Annotated in this window: 21 protein-coding genes and 1 pseudogene; 11 read left to right on the plus strand and 11 right to left on the minus strand. The window is 59.6% G+C overall.

The genetic code is table 11. From position 1 onward, the window contains the following. Positions 1 to 184: 184 nt before the first annotated feature. Positions 185 to 1639 carry an NADP-dependent succinate-semialdehyde dehydrogenase gene (gene gabD / locus HGP16_RS12760; RefSeq protein WP_168840367.1) on the plus strand — a complete coding sequence of 485 codons (1455 nt, stop codon included), beginning with the start codon at positions 185 to 187 and terminating at the stop codon, positions 1637 to 1639. A gap of 28 nt (positions 1640 to 1667) precedes the next feature. On the opposite strand, the pseudogene HGP16_RS12765 reads toward gabD, so the two are convergent. The 3 genes and pseudogenes from HGP16_RS12765 to HGP16_RS12775 form a co-directional block, all read right to left on the minus strand. Next, positions 1668 to 2374 (minus strand): annotated as a pseudogene (locus HGP16_RS12765) (GIN domain-containing protein). A gap of 34 nt (positions 2375 to 2408) precedes the next feature. Beyond that, complete coding sequence (locus HGP16_RS12770) at positions 2409 to 2981, minus strand: DUF1700 domain-containing protein (RefSeq protein WP_168840368.1); 573 nt, start codon at positions 2979 to 2981, stop codon at positions 2409 to 2411. Beyond that, the gene (locus HGP16_RS12775) at positions 2978 to 3304 is read right to left on the minus strand and encodes a PadR family transcriptional regulator (RefSeq protein ID WP_168840369.1); all 327 of its coding nucleotides are present in this window, start codon (positions 3302 to 3304) and stop codon (positions 2978 to 2980) included. The genes HGP16_RS12770 and HGP16_RS12775 overlap by 4 nt, the downstream gene beginning before the upstream one ends. 176 nt (positions 3305 to 3480) lie before the next feature. Between HGP16_RS12775 and HGP16_RS34540 the strand changes: the two genes are divergently transcribed. The 3 genes from HGP16_RS34540 to HGP16_RS12790 all read left to right on the plus strand — a co-directional run bounded on the left by HGP16_RS34540 (position 3481) and on the right by HGP16_RS12790 (position 5803). Then, complete coding sequence (locus tag HGP16_RS34540) at positions 3481 to 3936, plus strand: hypothetical protein (protein ID WP_312862918.1); 456 nt, start codon at positions 3481 to 3483, stop codon at positions 3934 to 3936. 627 nt (positions 3937 to 4563) lie between these two features. Next, positions 4564 to 4983: an NUDIX domain-containing protein gene (locus tag HGP16_RS12785; RefSeq protein WP_168840370.1), complete on the plus strand. Its 420-nt coding sequence runs from the start codon at positions 4564 to 4566 to the stop codon at positions 4981 to 4983. A 352-nt stretch (positions 4984 to 5335) separates the two neighbouring features. Beyond that, positions 5336 to 5803, plus strand: coding sequence for a MucR family transcriptional regulator (locus HGP16_RS12790; RefSeq protein WP_168840371.1), 468 nt, complete (start codon positions 5336 to 5338; stop codon positions 5801 to 5803). A gap of 177 nt (positions 5804 to 5980) precedes the next feature. On the opposite strand, the gene HGP16_RS12795 is transcribed toward HGP16_RS12790, so the two are convergent. The 5 genes from HGP16_RS12795 to HGP16_RS12815 all read right to left on the minus strand — a co-directional run bounded on the left by HGP16_RS12795 (position 5981) and on the right by HGP16_RS12815 (position 11491). Beyond that, positions 5981 to 7252 (minus strand): CynX/NimT family MFS transporter, encoded by a 1272-nt coding sequence (locus HGP16_RS12795; RefSeq protein WP_168840372.1) that lies wholly within the window; start codon positions 7250 to 7252, stop codon positions 5981 to 5983. Beyond that, positions 7249 to 7926, minus strand: coding sequence for a FadR/GntR family transcriptional regulator (locus HGP16_RS12800; RefSeq protein WP_168840373.1), 678 nt, complete (start codon positions 7924 to 7926; stop codon positions 7249 to 7251). Before HGP16_RS12800 ends, HGP16_RS12795 begins: the two co-directional genes overlap by 4 nt. Positions 7927 to 8016: 90 nt before the next feature. Continuing rightward, positions 8017 to 9219: an MFS transporter gene (locus HGP16_RS12805; RefSeq protein WP_168840374.1), complete on the minus strand. Its 1203-nt coding sequence runs from the start codon at positions 9217 to 9219 to the stop codon at positions 8017 to 8019. Positions 9220 to 9336: 117 nt separating this feature from the next. Beyond that, entirely contained in the window at positions 9337 to 10560 is a 1224-nt protein-coding gene (locus HGP16_RS12810) for an MFS transporter (protein ID WP_168840375.1), read from the minus strand. A 238-nt stretch (positions 10561 to 10798) separates the two neighbouring features. Continuing rightward, positions 10799 to 11491, minus strand: coding sequence for a GntR family transcriptional regulator (locus HGP16_RS12815; RefSeq protein ID WP_205926535.1), 693 nt, complete (start codon positions 11489 to 11491; stop codon positions 10799 to 10801). 443 nt (positions 11492 to 11934) lie between these two features. On the opposite strand from HGP16_RS12815, the gene HGP16_RS12820 reads away from it, so the two are divergent. The 5 genes from HGP16_RS12820 to HGP16_RS12840 all read left to right on the plus strand — a co-directional run bounded on the left by HGP16_RS12820 (position 11935) and on the right by HGP16_RS12840 (position 18918). Next, positions 11935 to 13761, plus strand: a complete 1827-nt coding sequence (locus HGP16_RS12820) for an ABC transporter ATP-binding protein (RefSeq protein WP_168840376.1) — start codon at positions 11935 to 11937, stop codon at positions 13759 to 13761. A gap of 43 nt (positions 13762 to 13804) precedes the next feature. Continuing rightward, a complete protein-coding gene (locus HGP16_RS12825) occupies positions 13805 to 15340 on the plus strand; it encodes an ABC transporter substrate-binding protein (protein ID WP_168840377.1) in 1536 nt (511 codons plus the stop codon). 63 nt (positions 15341 to 15403) lie between these two features. Continuing rightward, positions 15404 to 16327, plus strand: coding sequence for an ABC transporter permease (locus HGP16_RS12830; protein ID WP_168840378.1), 924 nt, complete (start codon positions 15404 to 15406; stop codon positions 16325 to 16327). A 5-nt stretch (positions 16328 to 16332) separates the two neighbouring features. Next, positions 16333 to 17181, plus strand: coding sequence for an ABC transporter permease (locus tag HGP16_RS12835; RefSeq protein ID WP_168840379.1), 849 nt, complete (start codon positions 16333 to 16335; stop codon positions 17179 to 17181). A 6-nt stretch (positions 17182 to 17187) separates the two neighbouring features. After that, a complete protein-coding gene (locus HGP16_RS12840) occupies positions 17188 to 18918 on the plus strand; it encodes a M14 family metallopeptidase (protein ID WP_168840380.1) in 1731 nt (576 codons plus the stop codon). A 142-nt stretch (positions 18919 to 19060) separates the two neighbouring features. On the opposite strand, the gene HGP16_RS12845 is transcribed toward HGP16_RS12840, so the two are convergent. Next, the gene (locus HGP16_RS12845) at positions 19061 to 19357 is read right to left on the minus strand and encodes a LysR substrate-binding domain-containing protein (RefSeq protein ID WP_246703476.1); all 297 of its coding nucleotides are present in this window, start codon (positions 19355 to 19357) and stop codon (positions 19061 to 19063) included. 159 nt (positions 19358 to 19516) lie between these two features. Between HGP16_RS12845 and HGP16_RS12850 the strand changes: the two genes are divergently transcribed. Further along, positions 19517 to 20779, plus strand: a complete 1263-nt coding sequence (locus HGP16_RS12850) for a glycoside hydrolase family 5 protein (RefSeq protein ID WP_168840381.1) — start codon at positions 19517 to 19519, stop codon at positions 20777 to 20779. A 137-nt stretch (positions 20780 to 20916) separates the two neighbouring features. Here the strand turns inward: HGP16_RS12850 and HGP16_RS12855 are convergent, their stop codons facing one another. Then, positions 20917 to 21981 (minus strand): glycosyltransferase, encoded by a 1065-nt coding sequence (locus tag HGP16_RS12855; RefSeq protein ID WP_168840382.1) that lies wholly within the window; start codon positions 21979 to 21981, stop codon positions 20917 to 20919. Between HGP16_RS12855 and HGP16_RS12860 the strand changes: the two genes are divergently transcribed. Next, positions 21971 to 22171, plus strand: coding sequence for a hypothetical protein (locus HGP16_RS12860; RefSeq protein WP_168840383.1), 201 nt, complete (start codon positions 21971 to 21973; stop codon positions 22169 to 22171). The two genes, HGP16_RS12855 and HGP16_RS12860, sit on opposite strands and share 11 nt — an antisense overlap. Positions 22172 to 22714: 543 nt before the next feature. Here the strand turns inward: HGP16_RS12860 and HGP16_RS12865 are convergent. Next, entirely contained in the window at positions 22715 to 23293 is a 579-nt protein-coding gene (locus tag HGP16_RS12865; protein ID WP_168840384.1) for a hypothetical protein, read from the minus strand. Positions 23294 to 23313: the final 20 nt, after the last annotated feature.

A 23313-nucleotide genomic window follows, 5' to 3' on the forward strand; every position in this document is an offset into this window, starting at 1 on the left:
TCAGGTTTGGCAGCCGGAGTATCCGCTCCCAAATCCTGGTGCGAACATGGTAGCCTGTTTACCGGTGCGGAAGTGGCGAAGCTTCAATAAAGGCACAGCCGATTATCGTTCCTTAAGCGTTACCCTTTGAGAGCGGACGAGGACGCCGCTTTTCATCAACGTTCGAAAGCGCGAGGAGGCAGTCATGAATTTGAAAGACGCAACATTGTTCCGACAGGCGGCATTGGTCGGCGGCGACTGGATCGAGGCCGATCCATCCAACGCGATCAAGGTCGACAATCCGGCGACGGGCGAAATCATCGGCTATGTTCCCAATCTCGGAGCTGCCGAGACCAAGAAGGCGATTGCCGCGGCCGAAGTCGCGCAGAAGGAATGGGCCGCCCGCACCGCCAAGGAACGCTCAGGCATTCTCAGGCACTGGTTCGAGCTGATGATGGAAAACCAGGACGATCTCGGACGCATCCTGACGGCCGAACAGGGCAAGCCGCTGCCCGAGGCCAAGGGCGAGATCGCCTATGGCGCGAGCTTCATCGAATGGTTTGCCGAAGAGGCCCGCCGCGTCTATGGCGACATCATCCCCGGCCACCAGAAGGACAAGCGCATTCTGGTGATGAAGCAGCCGATCGGCGTTGTCGCGGCGATCACCCCCTGGAATTTCCCCAACGCCATGATCACCCGCAAGGCCGGTCCTGCCTTTGCCGCCGGCTGCGCCATGGTGCTGAAGCCGGCCTCGCAGACACCGTTCTCGGCGATCGCCATTGCGATCCTGGCTGAACGCGCCGGCCTGCCCAAGGGGTTGTTCAGCGTGCTGACCGGCTCTGCCCGCGCCATCGGCGCCGAGATGACCGCAAGCCCGATCGTGCACAAGCTTACCTTCACCGGCTCGACCGAAGTCGGCGCCGAGCTCTACAGGCAGAGTGCGCCGACCATCAAGAAACTCGGGCTGGAGCTCGGCGGCAACGCACCTTTCATCGTGTTTGACGATGCCGATCTCGATGCCGCCGTCGAAGGCGCGCTGATCGCCAAGTTCCGCAACAACGGCCAGACCTGCGTCTGCGCCAATCGTCTCTATGTGCAGGACGGCGTCTATGATGCCTTTGCCGACAAGCTCGCAAAAGCCGTCGGCGGGCTTAAGACCGGCAACGGCTTCGATGAAGGCATCAATCTCGGCCCGCTGATCGACGAGGCAGCCCTTGCCAAGGTCGAGGAGCATGTCGCCGATGCGCTCTCCAAAGGCGGCCGCATCGTTGCCGGCGGTCATCGCCACCAGCTCGGCGGACGTTTCTATGAGGCGACCGTACTTGCCAATGTCACACCGGCGATGGCCGTCGCGAGAGAAGAGACCTTCGGACCGGTCGCTCCCCTCTTCCGCTTCAAGGACGAGGCCGATGTCATCGCCCAGGCCAACGACACCGAATTCGGTCTCGCCTCCTATTTCTATGCCAAGGATCTCGCCCGCGTCTTCCGCGTCGCCGAAGCGCTGGAATACGGCATGGTCGGGGTCAATACCGGCCTGATCTCGACGGCCGAAGCGCCGTTTGGCGGCGTCAAGCTCTCCGGCCTCGGCCGCGAGGGATCGCGCTACGGCATCGAGGAATTCACCGAAATCAAATATGTCTGCCTCGGCGGCGTCGTCTGAGACCAGGAAAAGGCCGCCAGGAGCAGGTTTATGGCACCTGCACGAGGCGGCCGCTGCCCCTGATCTCGGAGCGCCGCAGGACCGGATGCCCGTACAGCTCGATATTGCCGCTTCCGCTGATCGATATGTCCGCATCGGCGGCAGCGGCAACCTGGGCGTCGCCGCTGCCCCGAACCCTGATCTTTACCGATTGGGCGGCAAGATCTTTCAACCGTGCGGCACCTGAGCCGGAAATCTCCAGATCGACGGTGCGTGCGCTACCCGTGGCGGCGACGCTGCCACTTCCGGATATGCTTAAACGCAGATCGGATTGATCGAGCTGCGACAGGCAAGATCGCCGCTGCCGCGCACCTTCCAGTCTGTGACGAGCGGACCCGACAGGCTGACTTCGAATTTGGAGCTGGACCAGCCCGGGTTGCAGTCCAGGCTCAGCCTCCCACCTTCCAGCCTCACATGGCTAAGAAGAGCGGGATCGCCGCTGATGACGGCCTCCGCCTTTCCGCCCGGCTGATATTGCACGGAGGCGGGAATATCGATCGCCAGGCTGCCATTGGAGCTGAAAGGCAGGATAACCTGCCGGCTGCCGGATGCTGCAGATCCGCAACTGGACTGTATGCCACTCCACCAATGCCCTGCGTTTGCCCAATCCGGCCCGGAAAGCCCGATACCAAGCGCTAGAAAAACGAATGCACAAATCAATCCGGTCGTCGCGACAGTCGCCAATTTCCCGTTCATTGTCCATTTCCTCCAACGATGTGCAGTCCGGCGATCAAGCTCGACCTTCGTCTACTTGCGCCAAGCGGAAATGCAGTCGGGCATATTGCCCAAGCATGCGTATGCCCAAACTCAATCCCATCAGTAGCAATGCGCCACCGCCCACGAAGCAGCTCACCAGCCCGGCACCGATAAGCAGGTGGGCCAGCATACCGACGGAGGGCAAGCCGATATGAAACAGTACGGTCATAACGATGATCTTCAGGCCGACGGCGCCGACGGCTACCAGTGCGATCGCAAGGCCAAGCGTGACGAAGATCGCGGCAAGGAGCAGAGGTAGCAGGAAGAAGATATCGACGATGGCGAGGCCGGCCAGCGCCATCATCGCGGCCAGAAGGTTCGGCACGCTCCAATGGGCCTCGAAGCGGCGCAGCCCCGCATCCGCACGCAGCTCCCGCGCAATTCTGCCCGGATCGCCAAGCGCGGCTGCAACCTCCTCCTCGCTTCGGCCGGAGGCCTCGGATTCAGCAAAATGGGCTGCGTAATCGGCCACGATATCGTCGATCTCGTCTGGAGGAAGGCCCGCAAGTCCCAGCCTCAGCGTGCGCAAGAATGCGTCCCTGGTCATGGCAAATCCTCAAGTAGCTTGTCGACGGAGCTTGCTAGCGAGCGCCAGTCACGGCGATGGGCTTCAAAAATCGAACGGCCGAGCGGCGTGAGCCGATAATATTTGCGCGGGGGACCATTGCTCGACTCGACGATACGGGTGGCGACGAGGCCGTCATTCTGCATTCGGCGCATCAACGGGTAGATCGTTCCCTCCCCCATTCCGACGGCTGCGACCAGCGTGCTGGCGATCTCATAGCCGTAGCTTTCGCCCCGCGACAGCACGGCCAGGACGCATAGATCGAGAACACCCTTCCGCAATTGAACTTGAATCGAGTCAGTCATGAACGCCTCTGTTTACAAGATGAATATAACAAGCTATCTGTTTATGCAAGGTAGCTAGATGGCGTTCGCGGTCAGCATATGCCGCCTTCGCGTCGTCATGTGGTTTACAGGCCTGCGTACCTTGCTATCGCAGCCCATCGCGCAGCGTATATCTCTGGTTAAATGGAGCAGCTGTAATGATCCGCTTCAGCCTTGTCCTCGCGGCCGCACTCTCTCTTGTCGCGCCATCGGGATATGCGGCAGGTTTGAAGTTCATTCACATTTCAGGTGACGCGGATAACCCGGCGATCGACGCCGCCATGTGGTTTCCTTGCGCAACCCCTCCAACAGAGGTGAGGATCGGAACTCTGGTAGTACCAGCAACGCCGGATTGCCCGATTGCGGGCGAGGCGTTACCGCTCATCATCGTCTCGCATGGCTATGGCGGCTGGTATCTGGGCCATCACGATACGGCAGAAGCACTTGCCGACGCCGGCTTCATTGTCGTTGCCATCAATCATCCGCATGCCAATCATGCCGACATGAGCAAGGCAAGCGGTCTTGGCGTATTGATCGAGCGCCCTGCCGATATCAAACGCACTATCGATTTCATGCTTGACGTTTCCCCCGATGCCGCGAAGATCGACCCTTAGCGGATCGGCTTCTACGGATTTTCCCAGGGTGGATATACGGGTCTCGTCGTTGCGGGAGCTAATCCGGATTTCACCAAGCTGCCACCGCGCTGTGCAGATCCGAAAGCAGCTGGCTGCCCGTCGGCGGGCCAAACTCAGCCTCCCCGGCGGCCATTGCCGCCGCAGTCATTGACCCACGACCCCCGCACTAAGGCGGTCATTGTCGCCGCCCCATTGAGCATCGTATTCCCGACCACCGACAGCGTGAAAGATGTCAAAGTTCCGCTTCAGCTTTGGGGCTCAGAACTTGGAGGAGGCGGTGGAGCATCGCCCGAAAACGTCGCAACGCTTGCACGGCTATTGCCAGAAAGGCCTGACTTTCGGGTCGTCCCCAATGCCGTACATCTGTCGTTTCTGACGCCTTGTCCGGAAATACGGCCATCGTCCGATGCCTGCACCGACGCGCCGGGGTTCGATCGCATCGCGTTTCATAGGCAATTCAACGCCGCAGTCGCGGAATTTTTCCGCCAGCATCTGATGAAGCCGTAGCAGCGAACATGCCCGCGCGCGAAGCGTCCATATGACATCGAACTATGCACGGACATTATGAGCGTTGAAACTCGCCCGCGAATCCGATCAGATCATGGCATGACGAAAACGATACGCATAGCGGCGGCCCTGGTGCTGCGCCCGGATGGCGATACGCTGCTCGTGCGCAAGCGCGGTACCGCCGCCTTTATGCAGCCCGGCGGCAAGGTGGAACCGCAGGAAACGGCGGAAAAGGCGCTCGTCAGAGAACTCTTCGAAGAGCTGGGCCTTGCAGCAGAGACGAAGGACCTGATTTTCATCGGCCGTTTCCAGGCGCCTGCTGCCAACGAACCGGATCATACCGTCATTGCGGATATATTCCGGCTGCATGTGGGCGATGCGGCAATTGCGGCAGCGGCGGAGATCGAAGAGATCCGCTGGGTATCGCCCCACAATCCCGGACATATAGCTATGGCTCCCCTGACCGAGCATCATATCCTTCCCCATTATCGGCAGCAGACTATGTCCGCGGGCAGATGACGTCGAATTGCACCTGGCTCGCAACGGACGGAGGGCGACTTCGCCGATTTCTCGGAAATTCCTGGCCTGGAATATGGCGTAGAACACAACTTCGCCCACCTGTTCACCGATGCGCGGCAGACGCTTTGCCCACGGGCAGGCCAGCCACCAATTGTGCGCCGCTGTACCTGGACCGAGAGTGAAATTTAAATATTGTAACAAAATGAAAATTTAATGGATTTCAACTTTAGCGGTGAGCATATTTACTACGAATATGATAACATACGCAGAATACATAAGGCCTTCGTTATTTTAATTGAAAGTAAAAACAACTTTAGATACATGAGTAAAAAAACACGACGTGAGGCCGGAAATGAAAAGAGAAAATACTGCCAGCCATGAGAGGTTTATTGAGCTGACAAGCAAGATCGTCTCGGCCTACGTTCTCCACAACGCGACCGCACCGGAGGATTTGCCGCGACTCATCTTAGATACATATGCCGCGCTTACGGGTTCCCCGCAAGCTGAGCCGTCGACATTAGAAAAGTCGCTGAAGCCGGCGGTACCGATCAAGAAATCAATTACCGATGAATATCTGATCTGCCTGGAAGACGGCGGGAAGTACAAATCGCTGAAGCGGCATCTCAACACCAAGTACGGCCTGACGCCCGAAGAATATCGAAGGAAATGGGGCTTGCCCGCGGACTATCCGATGGTCTCGGCGACCTATGCAGCCACGCGATCGACGCTGGCGAAGAAAGCGCTCCTAGGCCATGCCAAGAACGCGACCGAAACTACGCCGGCTGCTGAACCGGTTCGACGGCAGCGGAAAGCCGGCTGACTTGAAGCAGTTCCGCTTTCTTCGAATCGCGGAAACGCCCTTTTCCAGCGCCTTCGGGACGGGAAATTGCTGCGTGCGCTCCTGAAAATGCTCTGACGACGTTTCGATCCGCCTTCGCGTGGCCCGTCCCGCCAGCACCTTGGCGATATTGCGCTGCGCGATCAGGACGCTGCGGGATCAGGGCGTTTCAATCGTCTTGGCATTGACGGTGATCGCGCGGCCGGCAAACCAGCCGTTGATTGTGGCACCGAGACCGAGCAGCACGAACAATACGGAGCTCCAGGCGAAGCTTCCCGTCCAGCCGTGGATCATGCCGACGACCAGCGGACCGATCGCGGCGAGCAGGTAGCCGACGAATTGCGCCATCCCTGAGAGATGGGCCGCCACATGCGCGTCGGGCGACCGCAACACGATCACCGTCAGCGCCACGGCAATCAATCCGCCCTGCCCGATGCCTTGCAGCACGGCCCAGAACCAGACCGTCCAAAGTGGTGCGAAGAGCAGGCCCAGCAGTGCTGCAACCGCTATCAGGCAGAGGATGACATTGATAGCGCGCTGGTCCCTGCCCTTGACGGCGATATGAGGTGCGACGAGGCACGCTGCCGCCTGCACCATGACCGAGGCGGAGACAATCGCGCCGGCGGTCACGCCGTCGAGACCGCGTTCGCGCAGGATAGGCACGAGCCAGCCGAAGATGCAGTAAGCCAATGCCGATTGCAGCCCCATGAAAAGCGTCACTTGCCAGGCGATGCGATCCGACCAGAGGCCGGTGACGCGAAATCCATTCCGACGCACTTGGCTGCGCGTTTTGATCACCTGCGGCAACCAGAGGAATCCAACCACGAGGGCGGGCAAGGCCCACGCGGCAAGCGCGCCGCCGAGCGATCCACCGAGAGCATGCTCGATCGGAAGCGTGAGCCCGGCGGCACTTGCCGCGCCGGCGCATAGTGCCATCGTATAGCAGCCCGTCATCAGGGCGGCCTTGTCCGGGAAATCGCGCTTGACGAGCCCAGGCAGCAGCACATTGCCAATGGCGATGCATGCACCGGTCAATGCCGTTCCGAGAAACAGCAGGGAAATGGAGGAAAATCCGCGTAGCATCGTGCCAAGCGCAAGCAGGAAGATGACACCGAGCAAGACACGCTCGGTTCCCATGCGCTGCGCAAGCCTTGGCGCGAACGGCGAAAACAGCCCCATGCAGACCACGGGCAAGGTCGTGAGGATGCTGGTGCCGAGGGCCGAAATGCCAAGTCCGGTCCTGATTTCCGGCAGAAGCGCCGATGCGCTCGAAAAGACCGGCCTGAGATTGAACGCGATGAGCACGAGGCTTGCACCCAGCAGAAACCTGCCGATCGGCGATTTGGCCCGGTGTGGCCGCGGCGCCGGAATCTCATCGGCTTCAGCATCGATCAATTCGACGGAAGCAGCATTTTGCGAAGACATGGTCATGACGTCAGCAACCGATCAAGAGTGGCAACGATGGGAGCCATGAAGCGGCGTACGACGGCATCGGCCGCTTCGGGATTGCCGGCTTCGATGGCATCGACGATCGCGATATGTGCCTGCATATCCGGTTCTGGAATATCCTCGCCAAGCGTCGCCTCGATCGTCTCGGCAATGGAGAGGGAGAAGAATTCGTAGAGTTCGATCATCGCCCTGTTCCGTGAAGCTGCGACGACTGCCTTGTGGAAGGCAAGGTCACGCTCGATGAACGCGGCCTTGTCACCGCCGGCATAGTTTCCGCGCCTCACCAGCAAGGCGCGCAACTGCGGAACAACTTCCGGCGAATGGCGCAAGGCAGCGAGCCGCGCGGCCTCGACCTCAAGCGCAAGCCGGGCCTCGAACTGATCGCGCAATCCGGCGCGGCGGGCCATGTCCAGGGGGCGGCTGACATCCGTCGCCGAACGCACATAGGTGCCGGACCCTTGCCGCGTCTCCAAATAGCCTTGCGAGACCAGCACCCTCACCGCCTCGCGGATCGTGCCGCGGCTGACCGACAGCATGGACGAGAGCGAGGCTTCGTTCGGCAGCCTTTCACCGACGACCCAACGCCGGGCGGTGATTTCACCGCGAATTGCTTCGACGGCATTGTCCGCAAGTGTGGTTTTGGTCAGGGCGCGCATGATCAGTTATCATCAAGTCATCAGATGACTTGATGATTTAGTCGACGGAGGGTTCCTCGTCAATACCGATTGTCGGAGATGATCAGCAGGCTAGTTATGCCGCCTGGCCTTTTCGAAGAAAAGCAGCAAGGCAAGGCCCAACAAGCCGGCGGCAGCACCGATAAGGGCCGTCCCGGAATAGCTGCTGATCGCCGTGCCGATGGCAAAGAGAAAAGCGCTCAAGCCCGCGCTCAGGAAGATATTGACCGATATGAGAGCGCTGCCCAAACCCGGGCGCTCGGCAATCAGCTCCTGCAGGTAGGTGATGGGAATGCTGATAAGCGCCGCAGCGCCGATGCCGCTGACGAGGGTCAGCGCATAGACGTGCCAGGGCGCCGAAGCCAATCCGAGCAGCAGCAGATAGACGACATAGATGACCGTGCCGATCGCAAGCGCCATGACATGGGTCATGATCCGCTGCGCGCGTCCCCACACGATGATGAAGACGACTTCGAGAAGGGCTACGATCCCAACGAGGATACCGATGTCGGCCACGGTTCCGTGCGCCGCGCCGGTGACGATGAGCGGCAGGATGGCGCCATTGACATGCAGCGTGCTGCTGATCAGTGCCACCGCGATCAGGCGCACGAAGACCGGTGGCGAAATAACCTCGCCCAGTGCCGCAAGATAGGAAAGATGGTGTGCGGCCGCCTTGTCGGTGCCGTCCTGGCGCGGAAGAAAAACGGCGATCAATCCGAAGCAGACAACGCAGGCAAGTCCGGCAAACAGATAGGCCGGCAGCATGCTCGCCGAATTTGCAAGCAGGGCGCCGGTTATGCCGGGCACCAACACCCAGGAGAGCGAGATCATCGCCCGCACGCCGGAATTGACCGTGGCGACATCGTTGCGCTCCATTCCGCTTGTCGCAATGCGGACATTGGCAAAGAGCAGCGAGTTGAGCGAGCCATAGACCGGCAGGAAGAACAAGGCGCTGAGAACGAAGGTTGCCTGCGCCGGCACGACATAGACAGCGCCATAACCCAGCACGCCGAAAACGGCGACCGTCAGCATCATCACGCGGTATTGGCCCAGCCGATCCGCCAGATTTCCAAGCAGAATGCTGACGACGACATTCACCGCCGCCGCGCAGAAGATCAGCGTCGAATAGAGCCCATTGCTGAGGCCAAGTTCGCGGATGCCGACGATCGACTGATAGGGTGATGTGGCCGCGCCGGCAAAACCAAAGGCAAAAATGGCAAGCATGCTCACCCGAATGGTCGGGTCGCGGAAAACATCAGGAAGAATGCGGATCATTGGCGGGGTCGAGGATCTGGCAAATCACCCGAAATCCGGGCGAAGCGCTTGTAGCAGGTTTGGCGCCGGCCGGAACCTGACGAAATGAAATAATACCGGTCTTGTGGCATGAAGTCCCTATCTGATGGCACCCGATCGCGCCATGGCCGCCAGGCCGATGGCCGCGGCCAGGGAGAACAGTGCCGGAAGATAGAAAACGTTCGGAAGCCCGAGATAGGCGACACCTGCACCTCCAACGCCGCCGCCAAGCGCGCTGGCAAGCGCAGAGGAGCTCATGAAGATCGCCGAAGCCGTCGCGACCGCATTCGGGAGAAGCCTTTGGGCAACGATCAGCCCGAGCACCATATAGAGCCCCCATACCCCGCCCATCAGAATCTGGCCGGCAAACATGCCCGCGGCCGTCGGCCAGGCCGCAAAGCACAGATTGGCCATCACGCCGCAGATCGCGGCGATGCACATCATCCAGAGAATGCCTATCCGTCGCGCCAAAAGGACGCTGAACGGCATCAGGATGAGTTCGATAAACGGCTGCGTTCCGATCACTGATCCTTGAATGGAGGGGTCGAGCTTGAGCTGGTCCTGCATGTAGAGCAGCAGGAAACCGTATTTGATCGGCTCGCCGGCATAGACGAGAACGTAGAGGCCGGTGAATGCCAGAAGCGGCAGCATTTCGGACCAGCCGACGCGACTGGCGGCATCGGTCTTCTTATCCGCTCGCTGCCGGGGGGCGGCCAGGGTGTATTGGGTTCCGAGCGGAATGATCTGCGCGAAGAAGCAAATCGCCGTTCCCCACAGCATGGGGCGAAGGCCGATTTCAACAGCGCACCAGGCGCCCAGAAACGGCCCGATGACCCAGCCGGCCGTCAGGGCTATTCGGATGATCGCCACCACGCTGTCGTTGGCGGCGGTTCCCCTTGCTTTGAGATCGTCATGAATGCCGGTGAAAAGCTGCGACGTCGCAGATCCGGAGAAACCCAGAACGATGGTGCCGATCGTGAACGGCATCCACGACTTGGTCGAAAGGGCAATCCCCGCCCAACCGACAGCGCCGGCGATGGCGCAAAGCCGGAAGAGACTAAGACGTCGTCCGGTCCTGTCGGAGTAGCTGCCGACGAGGTAGCCGGCGATCGGCGCGGTGAGGCCGGTCAGATAATAGAGCCCCGCCACCGGCAAGGAGGCTCCGAGTTCCTTGACGAGAAAGAGAACGATTTGCGGCAGCGAAGCGGATGTCGCGAGCCCGGACAGAAACAGCGCAAGCGTGGCGCCGCGATAAAGCGGCGACGCCCATACCTGCTGGATCGCCGTGGCCATGCTCGAGGTCGTCAAGGATTGCGCGTCCATAACCTCATCATCCGTCTTGACCCGTTGCAAAATTGATTTTCCGATTGATCGGCGCAGAGCCGCCCTGATCGATTGCAGCAAAAGCCGGCTTTGCTGCCCGATGGACATCACGCCTACATCCGGGGTGCTGCATATCCTTCCGTCAAAGCGGATCCAGACGCAAATGCTTGCATCGAGCCTGGACCCATCCGGCGGGGATTGTCCACATCATTCATCATATCAATGACAGAAACTGGTGTCAGCCGGGCATCGCCCTCGAATAGGCAGCCAGGATGAAGCGCTCGGCCTGGAACAGATATTTCTCCAGCGCGTCGGCGGCACTCGCGGGTGCCCCCTCCTCCAGATGCGCAAGAATGGTCGCGTTCTGGCCGACATAGGGAGCATGCAGATATTCGGGATCGCGGATCAGGCCGAAGACGAGACGCAGCTCCAGTGAGATTTGCGCATAGAAGGCGGAAAGTCTGGGACTGTCGGTAAGCTCGACGATGGCGGCATGAAAGGCGATATCGGCGCTGCCGACCTCCAGCCATTCGCCACGATCGCGATGCTGGACGGCGGCATCGATGGCGGCGCGCATCTTGTCGACGCTCGGGTGACGGTGGTGTGCATTGGCGAGCGCCGAGCATTCGATCAGGCGGCGAATATGGAAGATATCCATGATCGTCGAGATGCTCGGCGTGGAGACGAAGACGCCGCGATTGGCTTCGTGGCGCAGTACGCCCTCTTTCGTCAGCAGCCGGAAAACTTCGCGCAATGTGTTGCGCGAGACCTGCAGCTCCTCGCAAAGAGCGGCCTCTGACAGATGGCTGCCGGGTGAAAGCGTGCCGCTGATCACGCGCTCGCGGATGCGAGCGGCGGTCAGCTCCGCAACCGTCTGCCCGGTCTCCGCCACGGCCGTCGGCTCGATGCTTGCAAGATGTGTCTGCTTCATTTGCTCTCCCGGCGCCTGCGCAAAATCTTTTCCGATGCTTGCCTATATCAAGCATTTGCTGGAAAGCGAGTGGCGATCCCATGCTTGCCTTCAGCTGGCGAATTACCCCAACAGCAAAGTCCGTTGGACGATTTTGTGCAGGTTGTCCCCTTTTTCGATTGCGCGTACAGAAATTGTTGAACAATATAGACCCGATTGTTGTTTGATGCTATCTCATGCCCCAACAAATATAATGGGAACGCGGATACAGATGTTCATGGAACGCCCGTTTTGTAGAAAAACATCACCCCGCCTTGCCAGGCTTGAATTGATATGAGCGCGTACATGCTAGTATCCGATCTCAAAGGCGACCTCGGCGAGGTTTTCAGCGTGTTTGATGAAAAGGGCGACGGCGCTGCCAATTCGTGCGCCATGAATAACCTTCCCAAGGCCGAGGTAAGAGCATGACGAATGCGACGGGCGACAACAAACCGCTTTTGTCTGTGGCGGATCTGACCGTGCGGTTCGGCGAAAACCGCGTGGTCGAGGGGCTTTCCTTTTCAGTCAAACCGGGCCGGACGCTCGCGGTTGTTGGAGAATCCGGTTCCGGCAAATCGGTGACCTCGCTTTCGATCATGCGCCTTGCCGATATGATGGGCGCGCGCTTCGAGACCGGCAGCATCCTCTTCAACGGGAAAGACCTGCTCAAGCTCTCGCAGAAGGACATGCGCTCCGTTCGCGGCAAGGAGATCGCCATGATCTTCCAGGAGCCGATGACCTCGCTCAATCCCGTCTTCACCATCGGAGACCAGATCTGCGAAGTCCTTCTTCTTCATGAAAACATTGGCAAATCCTCCGCCATGGCGGAAGCGCGTCGCCTTCTGGAGATGGTACGCCTGCCGGATGCGGCGGCCCTTTTGAACCGCTATCCGCATCAGCTCTCCGGCGGCATGCGCCAGCGCGTCATGATCGCCATGGCGCTTGCCTGCCGTCCGAAGCTGTTGATCGCAGACGAGCCGACGACGGCGCTCGACGTGACGATCCAGGCGCAGATTCTCAACATCATGCGGGATCTGCAGAAGGAACTCGGCATGGGTATGATCTTCATCACCCATGACATGGGCGTGGTTGCCGAGATGGCTGATGATGTCGTGGTCATGTGGAAGGGCAAGAAGGTCGAGGAAGGCCCGGTTCGCGAGATATTCGCCGATCCGAAGCATCCATATACGAAGGCACTCCTGGCCGCAGTGCCGAAGCTTGGCAGCTTGACCGGTCAGGATTTTCCGAAACGCATGCCGCTGACCGTCCTCGACGGCGGCACGCCGAAAGTCGTCGGCGAGGAGCGGGTGCAGAATACCGCCCGCTACGACCAGCCGCCGCTCCTGAAGGTGCGCGATCTCTTTGTGCGCTTCGATATCAAGAAGAACATATTCGGCCAGGTCACGCATCGCTGCAGTGCCGTCCAGAAGGTCGCTTTCGACATACATCCCGGCGAGACGCTGGCCCTCGTCGGCGAATCCGGCTCCGGCAAGTCGACCATCGGCCGCACCATCCAGCAATTGCAGAAGGCACGCTCCGGCGAAATCACCTTCAGCGGCAAGAGCTTTGCCGCCATGTCGCAACTCGAACGCTTCCGGCTTCGCCGCGACGTGCAGTATATCTTCCAGGATCCCTTCGCCTCGCTCGATCCGCGCAAGACTGTGGGATTCTCGATCGCAGAACCGATCAACACGCACGGCATCATCACTGGATCGAAGGCGGTTCGCCGCCGGGTGGACGAGCTGCTGGAACGCGTCGGGCTGACGTCAGCCCATGTCGATCGCTATCCGCATGAGTTTTCCGGCGGCCAGCGCCAGCGCGTCTGCATCGCCCGCGCTCTCGCCTCCGACCCGAAGCTTATCATCGCCGACGAGGCGCTCTCCGCCCTCGATGTTTCGATCCAGGCCCAGATCATCAATCTCTTAATGGATCTACAGGCGGAACGCGGCCTTGCCTATCTATTCATCAGCCACGACATGGCCGTGGTGGAGAAGATCAGCCACCGCGTTGCCGTGCTCTATCTCGGCCAGATCATGGAGATCGGCAGCCGCCGGCAGGTCTTCGAAACGCCGATGCACGACTACACCCGTCGTTTGCTCTCCGCAGTGCCGGTCGCCGATCCGACAATCGAGCGCAAGACTGCGCCGATCGAGGGCGAAATTCCTAATCCAGTCCGTCGCGTCGGCGACGAGCCAGCTATTCTCGCACGCGAGGAAATTAATTCGGGCCATTTCATCGCGAAAAGCGCCTGAGCAATTCTGAGCTATTGCAACAATCTGAAGAGGAACAGGTTCAATGAAAAGAATGAAATGGGGATTGAAGACCGCTCTGACAGCGCTCGTCCTGTCGAGCGCCGCCATCAACGCCGAGCCCGCTTTTGCGGCAGGTAAGCTCACCGTGTCGTCGTCGCAGGATCCCGGTAGCTGGGACCCGATCGATACGTTCCTTGTGGCATGGGCTGCTGTCTCGACCAATATTTTCGATGGCCTCACCTATCGCGGCCCCGACCTCAAGCTGGTGCCGGGCCTTGCCGAATCCTGGGAAGAACTGGATCAGGGCAAGCGCATCCGTTTCAAGCTCCGCCACGACGTCAAGTTTCATGATGGCGAGCCCTTCAATGCCGCAGCGGTGAAGTTCACCTTCGATCGCCTGCTTGGCGAACAGGGCGCCAAGGGACCGCAGCGTTCGAACTACACCGCGATCGAAAGCGTTGATATCATCGACGACTACACGGTCGACATGAAGCTGAAAACGCCCGATCCGGTGCTGCTGACCAAGCTTGCCGGCTATGGCGCTATGATCGTTCCGCCGAAATACATCAAGGAAAAGGGCGAGGATTATTTCAACCTCAATCCGGTCGGAACCGGCGCATTCAAATTCGTTTCCTATACGCCGAAGGTGAACATCAAGCTCGAAGCCAATCCGGACTATTGGGGCGGCGCGCCGAAGCTTTCCGAGCTCGAATATCGCTTCATCAGCGAGCCGGCGACCGCTGTTGCCGAGCTTCAGGCCGGCCGCGTCGATCTCGTCATCCCGCCGACCATCCCCATCGGCATGCTCCCGGTCGTCCAGGGCGATTCCAAGCTGGAAATCGCCAGCGTTCCCGGCCCGACGGTCGATGCGCTGCGCTTCAACACCCGCGACGGCATCACCGCCGATCCGCGCGTGCGCAAGGCGATCGTCATGGCCGTTGATCGCGACACGATCGTCAAGTCGATCCTCGCAGGCCAGGGGACCGAAATCGTCAGCTTCCAGAACTCCCTGTCCTTCGGCTACGATGCCGACCTGAAGCCACTTCCCTATGATCCGGCAGGCGCCAAGAAGCTGCTCGCCGAAGCCGGCGTGAAGCCCGGCGCTACACTGCAGATCGACATTCGAGGCAACGACGCGACGATGAACGAGGTGGCGCAGGTCGTGGCAAGCTACCTGCAGATGGTCGGCCTGACGGCGACCATCAAGCCATACGAAACCAACGTTCTGCTGAACGACATCATCCCGCAGGGCAAGACCGGCGCGATGTTCCAGCAGAAATGGGGTGGCTGGACCTTCGACTACGACAACACCGCCTATTCGATGTACCACTCCGGCGAAAAGTGGAATCCCTACGAAAAGGATGCCGCTCTCGACAAACTGCTGGAATCGCAGCGTCCTCTCACCGATCGCGCCGAGCGCGAGAAAGTGCTCAAGGACATCGGCAAGTATGTCGCCGACAAGGCGCTCGAACTGCCGCTCTACAACAGCAATGCGATCTATGGCGTCAGCAAGCGGGTCAAGGGCTTCGTGCCCGCACCCGATACCCGCATCAAGTTGAACAAAGTCACCGTCGACTAATCATCAAGCAAGACGCCGCCGGTTCGGACGGCGGCGTCTTGCGAAAGCTCTCGGGGTAAGAACGTGGCCGGTTTTCTCATCAAGCGATTGCTGCAGGCGATTTTCGTCGTGATCGCGATCACCCTTCTCGTCTCATTCGCCATCCGCCTCACCGGCGATCCTGCCGTGATGATGTTCCAGGGCGGCGGCAGCATGACGGAAGAGGATCTTGCGCGCATTCGCGCAGCCCTTGGCACGGATCAACCCTTCCTTGCCCAGTATTTCACCTTCCTGAAGGGGCTGCTGACGCTTGATTTCGGCCGCAGCTTCACCGGCGGCACGCCTGTTTCGCAACTGATCGCCAACGCCCTGCCTGCGACGCTGTTGCTTGCTTTCATCTCCATGGTCGTGTCGATCGCGCTGTCCATTCCGCTCGGGATCAAGGCAGCGACGGCGCGCGGCAGGACGGCAGACCAGATCATCCGTGTTCTCTCGCTGCTTGGCCTTTCCTTCCCGAACTTCTGGCTGGCCCTCATGCTTGTTCTCTTGTTTTCCATCACGCTCGGCTGGTTGCCGCCGAGCGGCATGGTCGGGATTTCGAGCTATGTCATGCCGGCCGTGACCATGGGCGTGATCCTGACGGCGACGAATGTACGCCTGGTGCGCACCGCCATGTTGGAAACACTGCAATCGCAATATATTATGGTTGCGCGCGCCAAGGGTCTTAGCGAAAACAAGGTGCTTTACAAGCATGCACTGCGCAATTGCGCGATACCACTCATCACCTATTTCGGCATCCAGTTCGGCGGACTGCTCGGCGGTATCGTCGTCATCGAGCGCGTTTTCAACTGGCCCGGTCTCGGAACTCTGGCCTTCGATGCGGTAGGTGCCCGCGACTACCCCGTATTGCAGGGCGTGATCACCGTGCTGGCGCTGTTCATCGTCGGCGTCAACCTTCTCGTCGACATCGCCTATGGGCTCGTCGATCCCCGTATCCGCACGGAGTAATGCCGATGGCCGCCACGATCTCACGGCGTTCGCGCTTCCTCAGCTTCGAATTCATATTCGGCGCTTTGTTCACCGTCGTCATTTGCCTCGCCGTTCTTCTCTCCGACGTCCTCTTTCCCGGTTCCGCTGAAAAGATCGACCTGATGGCCAGGCTTGCCAGGCCCTTCGCCAGCCTCGCCCATCCCTTCGGCACCGATCCGCTTGGGCGCGATGTGCTGGCCCGCGTCGTCGCGGGCGGCAAGATATCTCTGCTGGTCGGCCTTACCTCCGTGCTCGGTGGCGTGGTCCTCGGCGTACTGGTGGGGCTTGCAGCGGGTTACTATCGCGGCATCTGGGACATGCTGTTGATGCGCTTCGCCGACATCCAGCTCGCCATGCCCTTCATTCTTCTGGCAATCACCTTCATCGCCATCGTCGGCGGCAGCCTCACCAACACCATCATCCTACTGATCGTCTCACAATGGGTGCAGTATGCGCGCCTCGTGCGCGGCTCGGTGCTAAGCCTGCGCGAGCGCGAGTTCATCCTCTCGGCGCGCGCGATCGGCGTTAAAGACTGGCGCATCATCTTCCAGCATCTGCTGCCGAACCTCATCGGCCCCGTGATCGTGCTGATGACGCTGAACATTGCCACCAACATTCTCCTGGAAAGCAGCTTAACCTTCCTTGGCATGGGTGTCGACCCGACAATTCCGAGCTGGGGCGGCATGCTGGCCGATGGCCGCACTTATCTGCAGACAGCCTGGTGGGTGAGCCTTTTCCCGGGCGTCGCAATCCTTTTGACCGTACTCGGCCTCAATCTCCTCGGCGATTGGCTGCGCGACAGCCTCGATCCGACCGGCAGAACGACAAGGTAAGACATCATGACTCTGATTTTCGAAAGACGCTTCGAGCGGACGCTCTTGCGGCTCGTCGCGGATGCGAAGGCCGGCCGTAATTTCGAGGCGTGGACCTTCGATGACAGGCAGAGCCGTCAACAGGCGGAGCGCGAGCTTGAGGAAAAGGGCGTGAAGGCCCGCATTCGCAGCGCCTACAAGCCACTGGTGAATGCCTTCATCGAAGACATCGATCTGCAGGGTGTGGATACGATCGAAATCCAATACCCTGTGCATCCCAATGCGCCTGACAATCGCTTTCGGCTGGAAGCCTATCCGCTTGCGGCGATGGTCGGAAATCGCAAGATCGCCTTCGTCGCAAGAACCGACAGCGAATTTCATTACGACGTTCTGCTGAAGAGCGATGCCGGCCAAGAGCGCCAATTGAAGGTGCTGGTGCCCAACCACGTCCATATCGATGCGGCGGGTGAAACGAGCGTTTCTCCGACCGGCTGGCTGGCGCACGAGGGCAATGTTACGGGCGAGCGGCTGCTTACGGACTACGAAGAGCTCTTCGAGGAGACCATCGCCGTGATCACTCATTTCGACTGGGGCGTAAGCGAACCCTATTTCGAAGAACTGAATATCCGCGTCACCCTGCCGGCGACCGATGAGGCCTTGCCCGTCGGCGACGAAGTCATGAGCCTGCGGGAAGCGCTGCACGAGGACTTCTATTTCTCGCTGCTCGAATTCTTCCAGAAGAAATCCGGCCGGCCGCTCGGCGACCGCGGCTTGAAGCCCGGGCAGATCGTTCCGCAGATCCTGCCATCATCAGGCGAAGTCTCAGTGAAGGTGGAAACGCAGCCGCTGACTTCCAGCTACTGGGACGGGGTCGAACAGCGGATCGAGACGGCAACGGAACCTTTGGCCGTACAGCAGATCGAAGCCGTGCTCACCGAGATCGGCGGCGAGGCGTTCGAGGCCGTAACCCGCTCCGGCCGGGCCGTCAGGGCACGCTATATCAAGGGCCGCGACGCGGCCGTGATGATCAGCGGTGGACAGCACGCCAATGAGACGACCGGTGGCGCGGGCGCGCTGCGTGCCGCACAACAGCTCGCAGGGATCGAAGGCGCACATTTTACCATCTCGCCACTGGAAAATCCGGACGGTTACGCGCTGCATCAGCGCCTGCGCAAGGATAGCCCGCGCCACATGTATCATGCCGCCCGCTATACGGCGCTCGGCGACGATCTCGAATACCGCACCGAGGAAAACGCCGGCCCCTATCTCTATGAGAAGAAAATCCGCTTCAAGGCGGAGAGGCTGAGCGGCGCGCAGCTGCACGTCAACCTGCATGGCTACCCCGCACATGAATGGACACGTCCGCTTTCAGGCTATGTCCCGCGCAATTTCGCCATGTGGACGCTGCCGAAGGGCTTTTTCCTGATTGCCCGCTATCATGCCGGTTGGGCAGCTCAGGCGGAGCGGCTTCTGGACAAGGTCACCAAGCACCTCGGCTCCATACCGGGATTGCTGGACTACAATAACAGTCAGATCGCACTTTACGAAACGCATGCCGGTGAAACGAGCTTCCGCATCATCAACGGCTTCCCCTGCCTCGCCAACATCGACGATCGCCACACGGTGCCGATGACGCTGATCACGGAATATCCGGATGAGACCATCTACGGCGAGGCATTTATCGCCGGCCATACCGCGCAGATGGAAACCGTGCTTTCGGCCTACAGCGCCTGGCAGGAGATCATGGCTTCGAGCTAAGCGGAATAAATTGAGCGCACCATGTCCAGAAACGCGGTCATGGCACTGGATGTATAGGCATCCGAGCGGCGCACGAAGAGCGTATCCACCAGCGATCGCTCCGGCGAAAGCTCGTTGATCGCAACCCGGCCCTCCCGGGCGGCTACACGCAGCTGATGATCGTGTCGAGGGAGCAGAATTCCAGCGGCTTCGACGTGACGATGCCGATATCGGTAAGAAGGGACGCCAGCCGCTGCCGATAGGAACATCCGATCTGGAAGACGATGGTCTTCAGATCGGCGATACCGGCCAAATCTTGCATCGCACGAATTGCAGGTGAGGTGACGAGAACGAGCTCTTCGCGAAAAACCAGCTCGGGATCGAGATCGGGATGGCTGACAGGCCCCGCCACGAATGCCCCCTCGACCCTGCACGTGGCGCCTGGCGGCAGCTTCCTCATCACGGGGCTCCATCGAGGAGCCCGCGCTGCTTGCTGCCTGTCAGCAGATCATCTTCGGCGCACCGCTGGATCGGCCGGCATAGATTTCGTCGCAAGATTTTAATCGCGCGCGCGGTACCATGCCCACATGGCGCCCAAGTTTCGGGCGAGTTGAGGTTCATGAGGCATTTTCTGCTGTTGCTCGCCAGCCTATCCGTCGTCTGCCTGGGCTCACTTGCGCCACCGGCGCATGCGGAGGGATTCGTCCGCGCCGATCATCGCCAAATCGTCGATGGCAAGGGTCAACCGCTGCTTCTGCGCGGTCTCGGCCTTGGCGGCTGGATGGTGCAGGAAGGCTATATGATGGGCCTTTCCAATCTGAAGGCGCAGCACATCATTCGCGACCGCATTTTCAAGATCATCGGCCAAAAACGGACCGAGCAGTTCTACCAATCCTGGCGCGACAATGGCGTAACGGAAGCCGATATCGACGCAATGGCCGGATGGGGCTTCAACAGCGTGCGCCTGCCGATGCACTGGAAATTGTTCATCAAGGACAGACGCGGCAAGGATGGTTCAAGACATATCGTTTGGAACGAAGAAGGCTTTCGGCGTGTCGATGCGCTGATCGGCTGGCTGAAGGCCAACCACATGTATCTGATCCTCGATTTGCATGCGGCGCCCGGTGGCCAAGGGCATGATATCGCTATCTCGGACCGTGATCCCAACAAGCCATCGCTTTGGGACAGCAGCGAAAACCAGGCGACGATGATCGCCCTCTGGAGCGAAATCGCGCGTCGTTACAAGGACGAACCAACGATCGCGGGTTACGATCTGCTCAACGAACCGAATTGGAACTTTGAGGACAAGAGCAACAAGGGCGGCTGCCGCGAAACCGAGAACCGGCCACTGCGCGACATCTATCAGCGCACCATCCGCGCAATCCGCGCGATCGATAGCAACCACATGCTGATCATCGAAGGCAATTGCTGGGGCAACAATTATGCCGGCGTGCTGCCGATTGAGGATCGCAACACGGCGCTCAGCTTTCACAAATACTGGACGCCGACGACGCAGGAATCGATCGAACCGTTCCTGAAGCTGCGCGCGCAATACGACATGCCGCTGTGGAACGGCGAATCCGGCGAGAATAATAACGACTGGTACGCGCGCGCCGTGGCGCTGCAGGAGAAAAACGGCATCGGCTGGTCGTGGTGGCCCTTGAAGAAAATCGGCGCTGGCAACCCACTCGAAATCAAGACGAATGCAAACTACCGCCGACTGGCCGCCTATCTTCACGGCGAAGGCAAAAGACCTTCGGCCAAGCATGCCTTTGCGGGATTGATGCAGCTGGCAACCGACAGCCGTTTCGACCGGAATATCCAGCACCAAGGCGTGGTCGACGCATTGATGGGGGCTTCACGCAAAGGCGCACCCAATTAGGGCAGTCGCGCAAAAGTGTGCGGCGGTTTTGCGATAACGACATGCACAGGATCAAGAACGTGAAGTGCAAGAAGTGACCTTCAAAGGTCGCAATGCGCTTCAGAACCGCTTGATCAATTCGCGTAGCTGAATTCGTCCTAACCCACCGCGTGCCGGATGGTCTTCGACAGGCGCAAGAGAAACCGAGGCCTCGACGAGGCAACGAGCTTCCATGAGAGAATCGCTTTTGCCATGCGGCGGGGAAGAACGCCGATGGAAAGAAACCAGGCGGCCAGCATCGCACGGCGCCTTCTGGACGCATTCATTTTCAGGCTGGCGACCGCGCCGGCGGCGGCGAGAGAAAGCCGGGAATCGTCGGCAACGGGGTGTCGCTCGCTGTCGATGCAGAGCGATGCCAGGCGCTCCTCCAAATGTGCCGGATCACGCAGGCCGGCATCCTGAGGTATTTTCAGGCCGATTTCCGTTGCCTGATCCGACAGGGCCTGCAGCCGGCGAAAATCATGCCGTATGCGCCAGCGCGCGCGCTGGCCGAGCCTTTCTGCAAAGACGGAATGATTGGCGCCATGAATGCGATAGGCGCCGAGGCAATCATCGATGGATGTCACCTCCCCATGCAGAGGCGCAACCGTCGCCAGATAGCCATCAGCTCCCTGGCGAAAATCCCGCTCCGGAACGGGCATCACCCTGTCGAGAACCGCGCGGTTGAATGCCAGGCCACTCGTAACGGTCGTCTGATAGCGCCCCTTTCGCAACAGCTCCGGAGTGACGTCGCCGGAATCGAAGGGTAGCTCCGCAGGTGGAAACACATCCTTCACCTGCATGTATTCATCGACGATATGCAGCCTGAACTGCACCTGAGCCGTCTTCTCTTTCCAGGCTTCGACAACCTCAGACACTGCATTCGGATAGAGATAATCATCCGCATCGAGAAACAGCACGATCTCGCCGCGACTGGATGCGAAGCCTGTGTTGAATGCTGCGGCATGTCCGCCATTCACTTCTCTGATGCATGTCTTAATTCGTGTGTCATAGGAGGCAATGACATCGGCTGTCGCATCCGTCGATGCATCATCGACGACGATGACTTCGGCATTGTCGTAGTCCTGCCCCAATGCGCTGTCGATGCTGCGCCTCAAAAAATGGGCGTAGTTGTAGTTTGCAATAATGATGGAAACGGGAATGCGGTCTTCGATGGAATACATCGCATTGAACCTCGCAGATCTGCTTTGGTCGCGGCGAACCTTCTCATCAGGTTCTGTGATTGAACCCGCTGCCGGCGGGATGGGGATGACGCACGAATGGCGCCGACGAATATATAAAGCGGCGGCTGTCCGGATCATGTCGATCCGTCCTTCATTCCCGAGCCTCTTCAGTTTTATGGCTTTTGAATGACCGTCACTCCCGCTTTGAATGCCGCGCGTTCCATCCGCTACGCTGTCGCTTCAATTTGCCTGGTAACATTGAGCGGCGGAAGAGCGCGACAAATGGGACAACAGGGCTTGCCGCGCATCCTCATAAGTCTTTTGCAATTCGCCATTTTCCCGCGCCGGGATCGACACCGACCCACCTGGGTCAAACCTCGCCAGGGATTCATCGATCATCTCTTCTGCGGACATTACCATCGCGGCAGGCAAATGTTCCCGGATGCGCCGTGACCGCCAGAATTTCGTGGCCGTCGCCGCAGGCAGAACGGCCTGAACGCGAATGTTCCTCTTGGCGAGTGCATGCCTGAGCGATTGGCCGAAAGCTCGACGTTGTCCACCTTGCCGATGGATCGCTATCCATTCCCTTTGAACAGGGACCGATGGGAGCGTTCGGCGATAGCGCAAGTCTCAACGCTTTGGAGACTTCCTGCTTGATCCCGGATCGAACAAGAAGTCTCAAAGCCAATCGATAACTGCAAGATTAAACCCGCTCGCAGCGGGCTTCATCATCTTACTCGGCGGCGCTTGCAGCCTTCGCCTTACGAGCGCGCTTCGGCTTTGCCGCTTCTGCGGCGACCGGTGCGGCAGCTACAGGAGCAGCTTTCGTTCGAGTGGCCTTCGGTGCGGACTTGGCTGCGGCAGGCTTGGCCACCGGCTTTGCCGCTGCAGGCTTGGCCTTTGCCTTGCCCTTCGAAGCAGCTGCCTTGCCACCAGTCTTTGCCGCATTCAGAAGTGCAACGCGACGCTGGCGGTTGTTCTCAAGTGCTTGCTGGAAGCCGACATCATTTTCCGCATGATAAGCAAGATCGTCGAGAAACTCCGAGACGTCCTTGACTGTTTCGACGACAACATAGCTCAGTCCATGACCGGCATTGATGGAATCACGACCGACCGTTACGCCAAAACCGCCGGGCACACGCTGGAACCAAGTGGAGCGCCACTTCTTGAAGCCGGTACCATCGCGCTCGTACTCCTCCAGATATGCCTTCTGTTCCGCTACTCGTGCACGAAACGTATCAACGACATTCCGTGCGCCAGCCTTCGGCTTATCAGCCTTCTTCGAAGACCATTTATCGAGAAAGTTTGCCATTAGTCTGCTCTCTTCAGGTT

This window comes from Rhizobium sp. P40RR-XXII (genome assembly GCF_012641405.1).
Classification (GTDB): Bacteria; Pseudomonadota; Alphaproteobacteria; order Rhizobiales; family Rhizobiaceae; genus Rhizobium.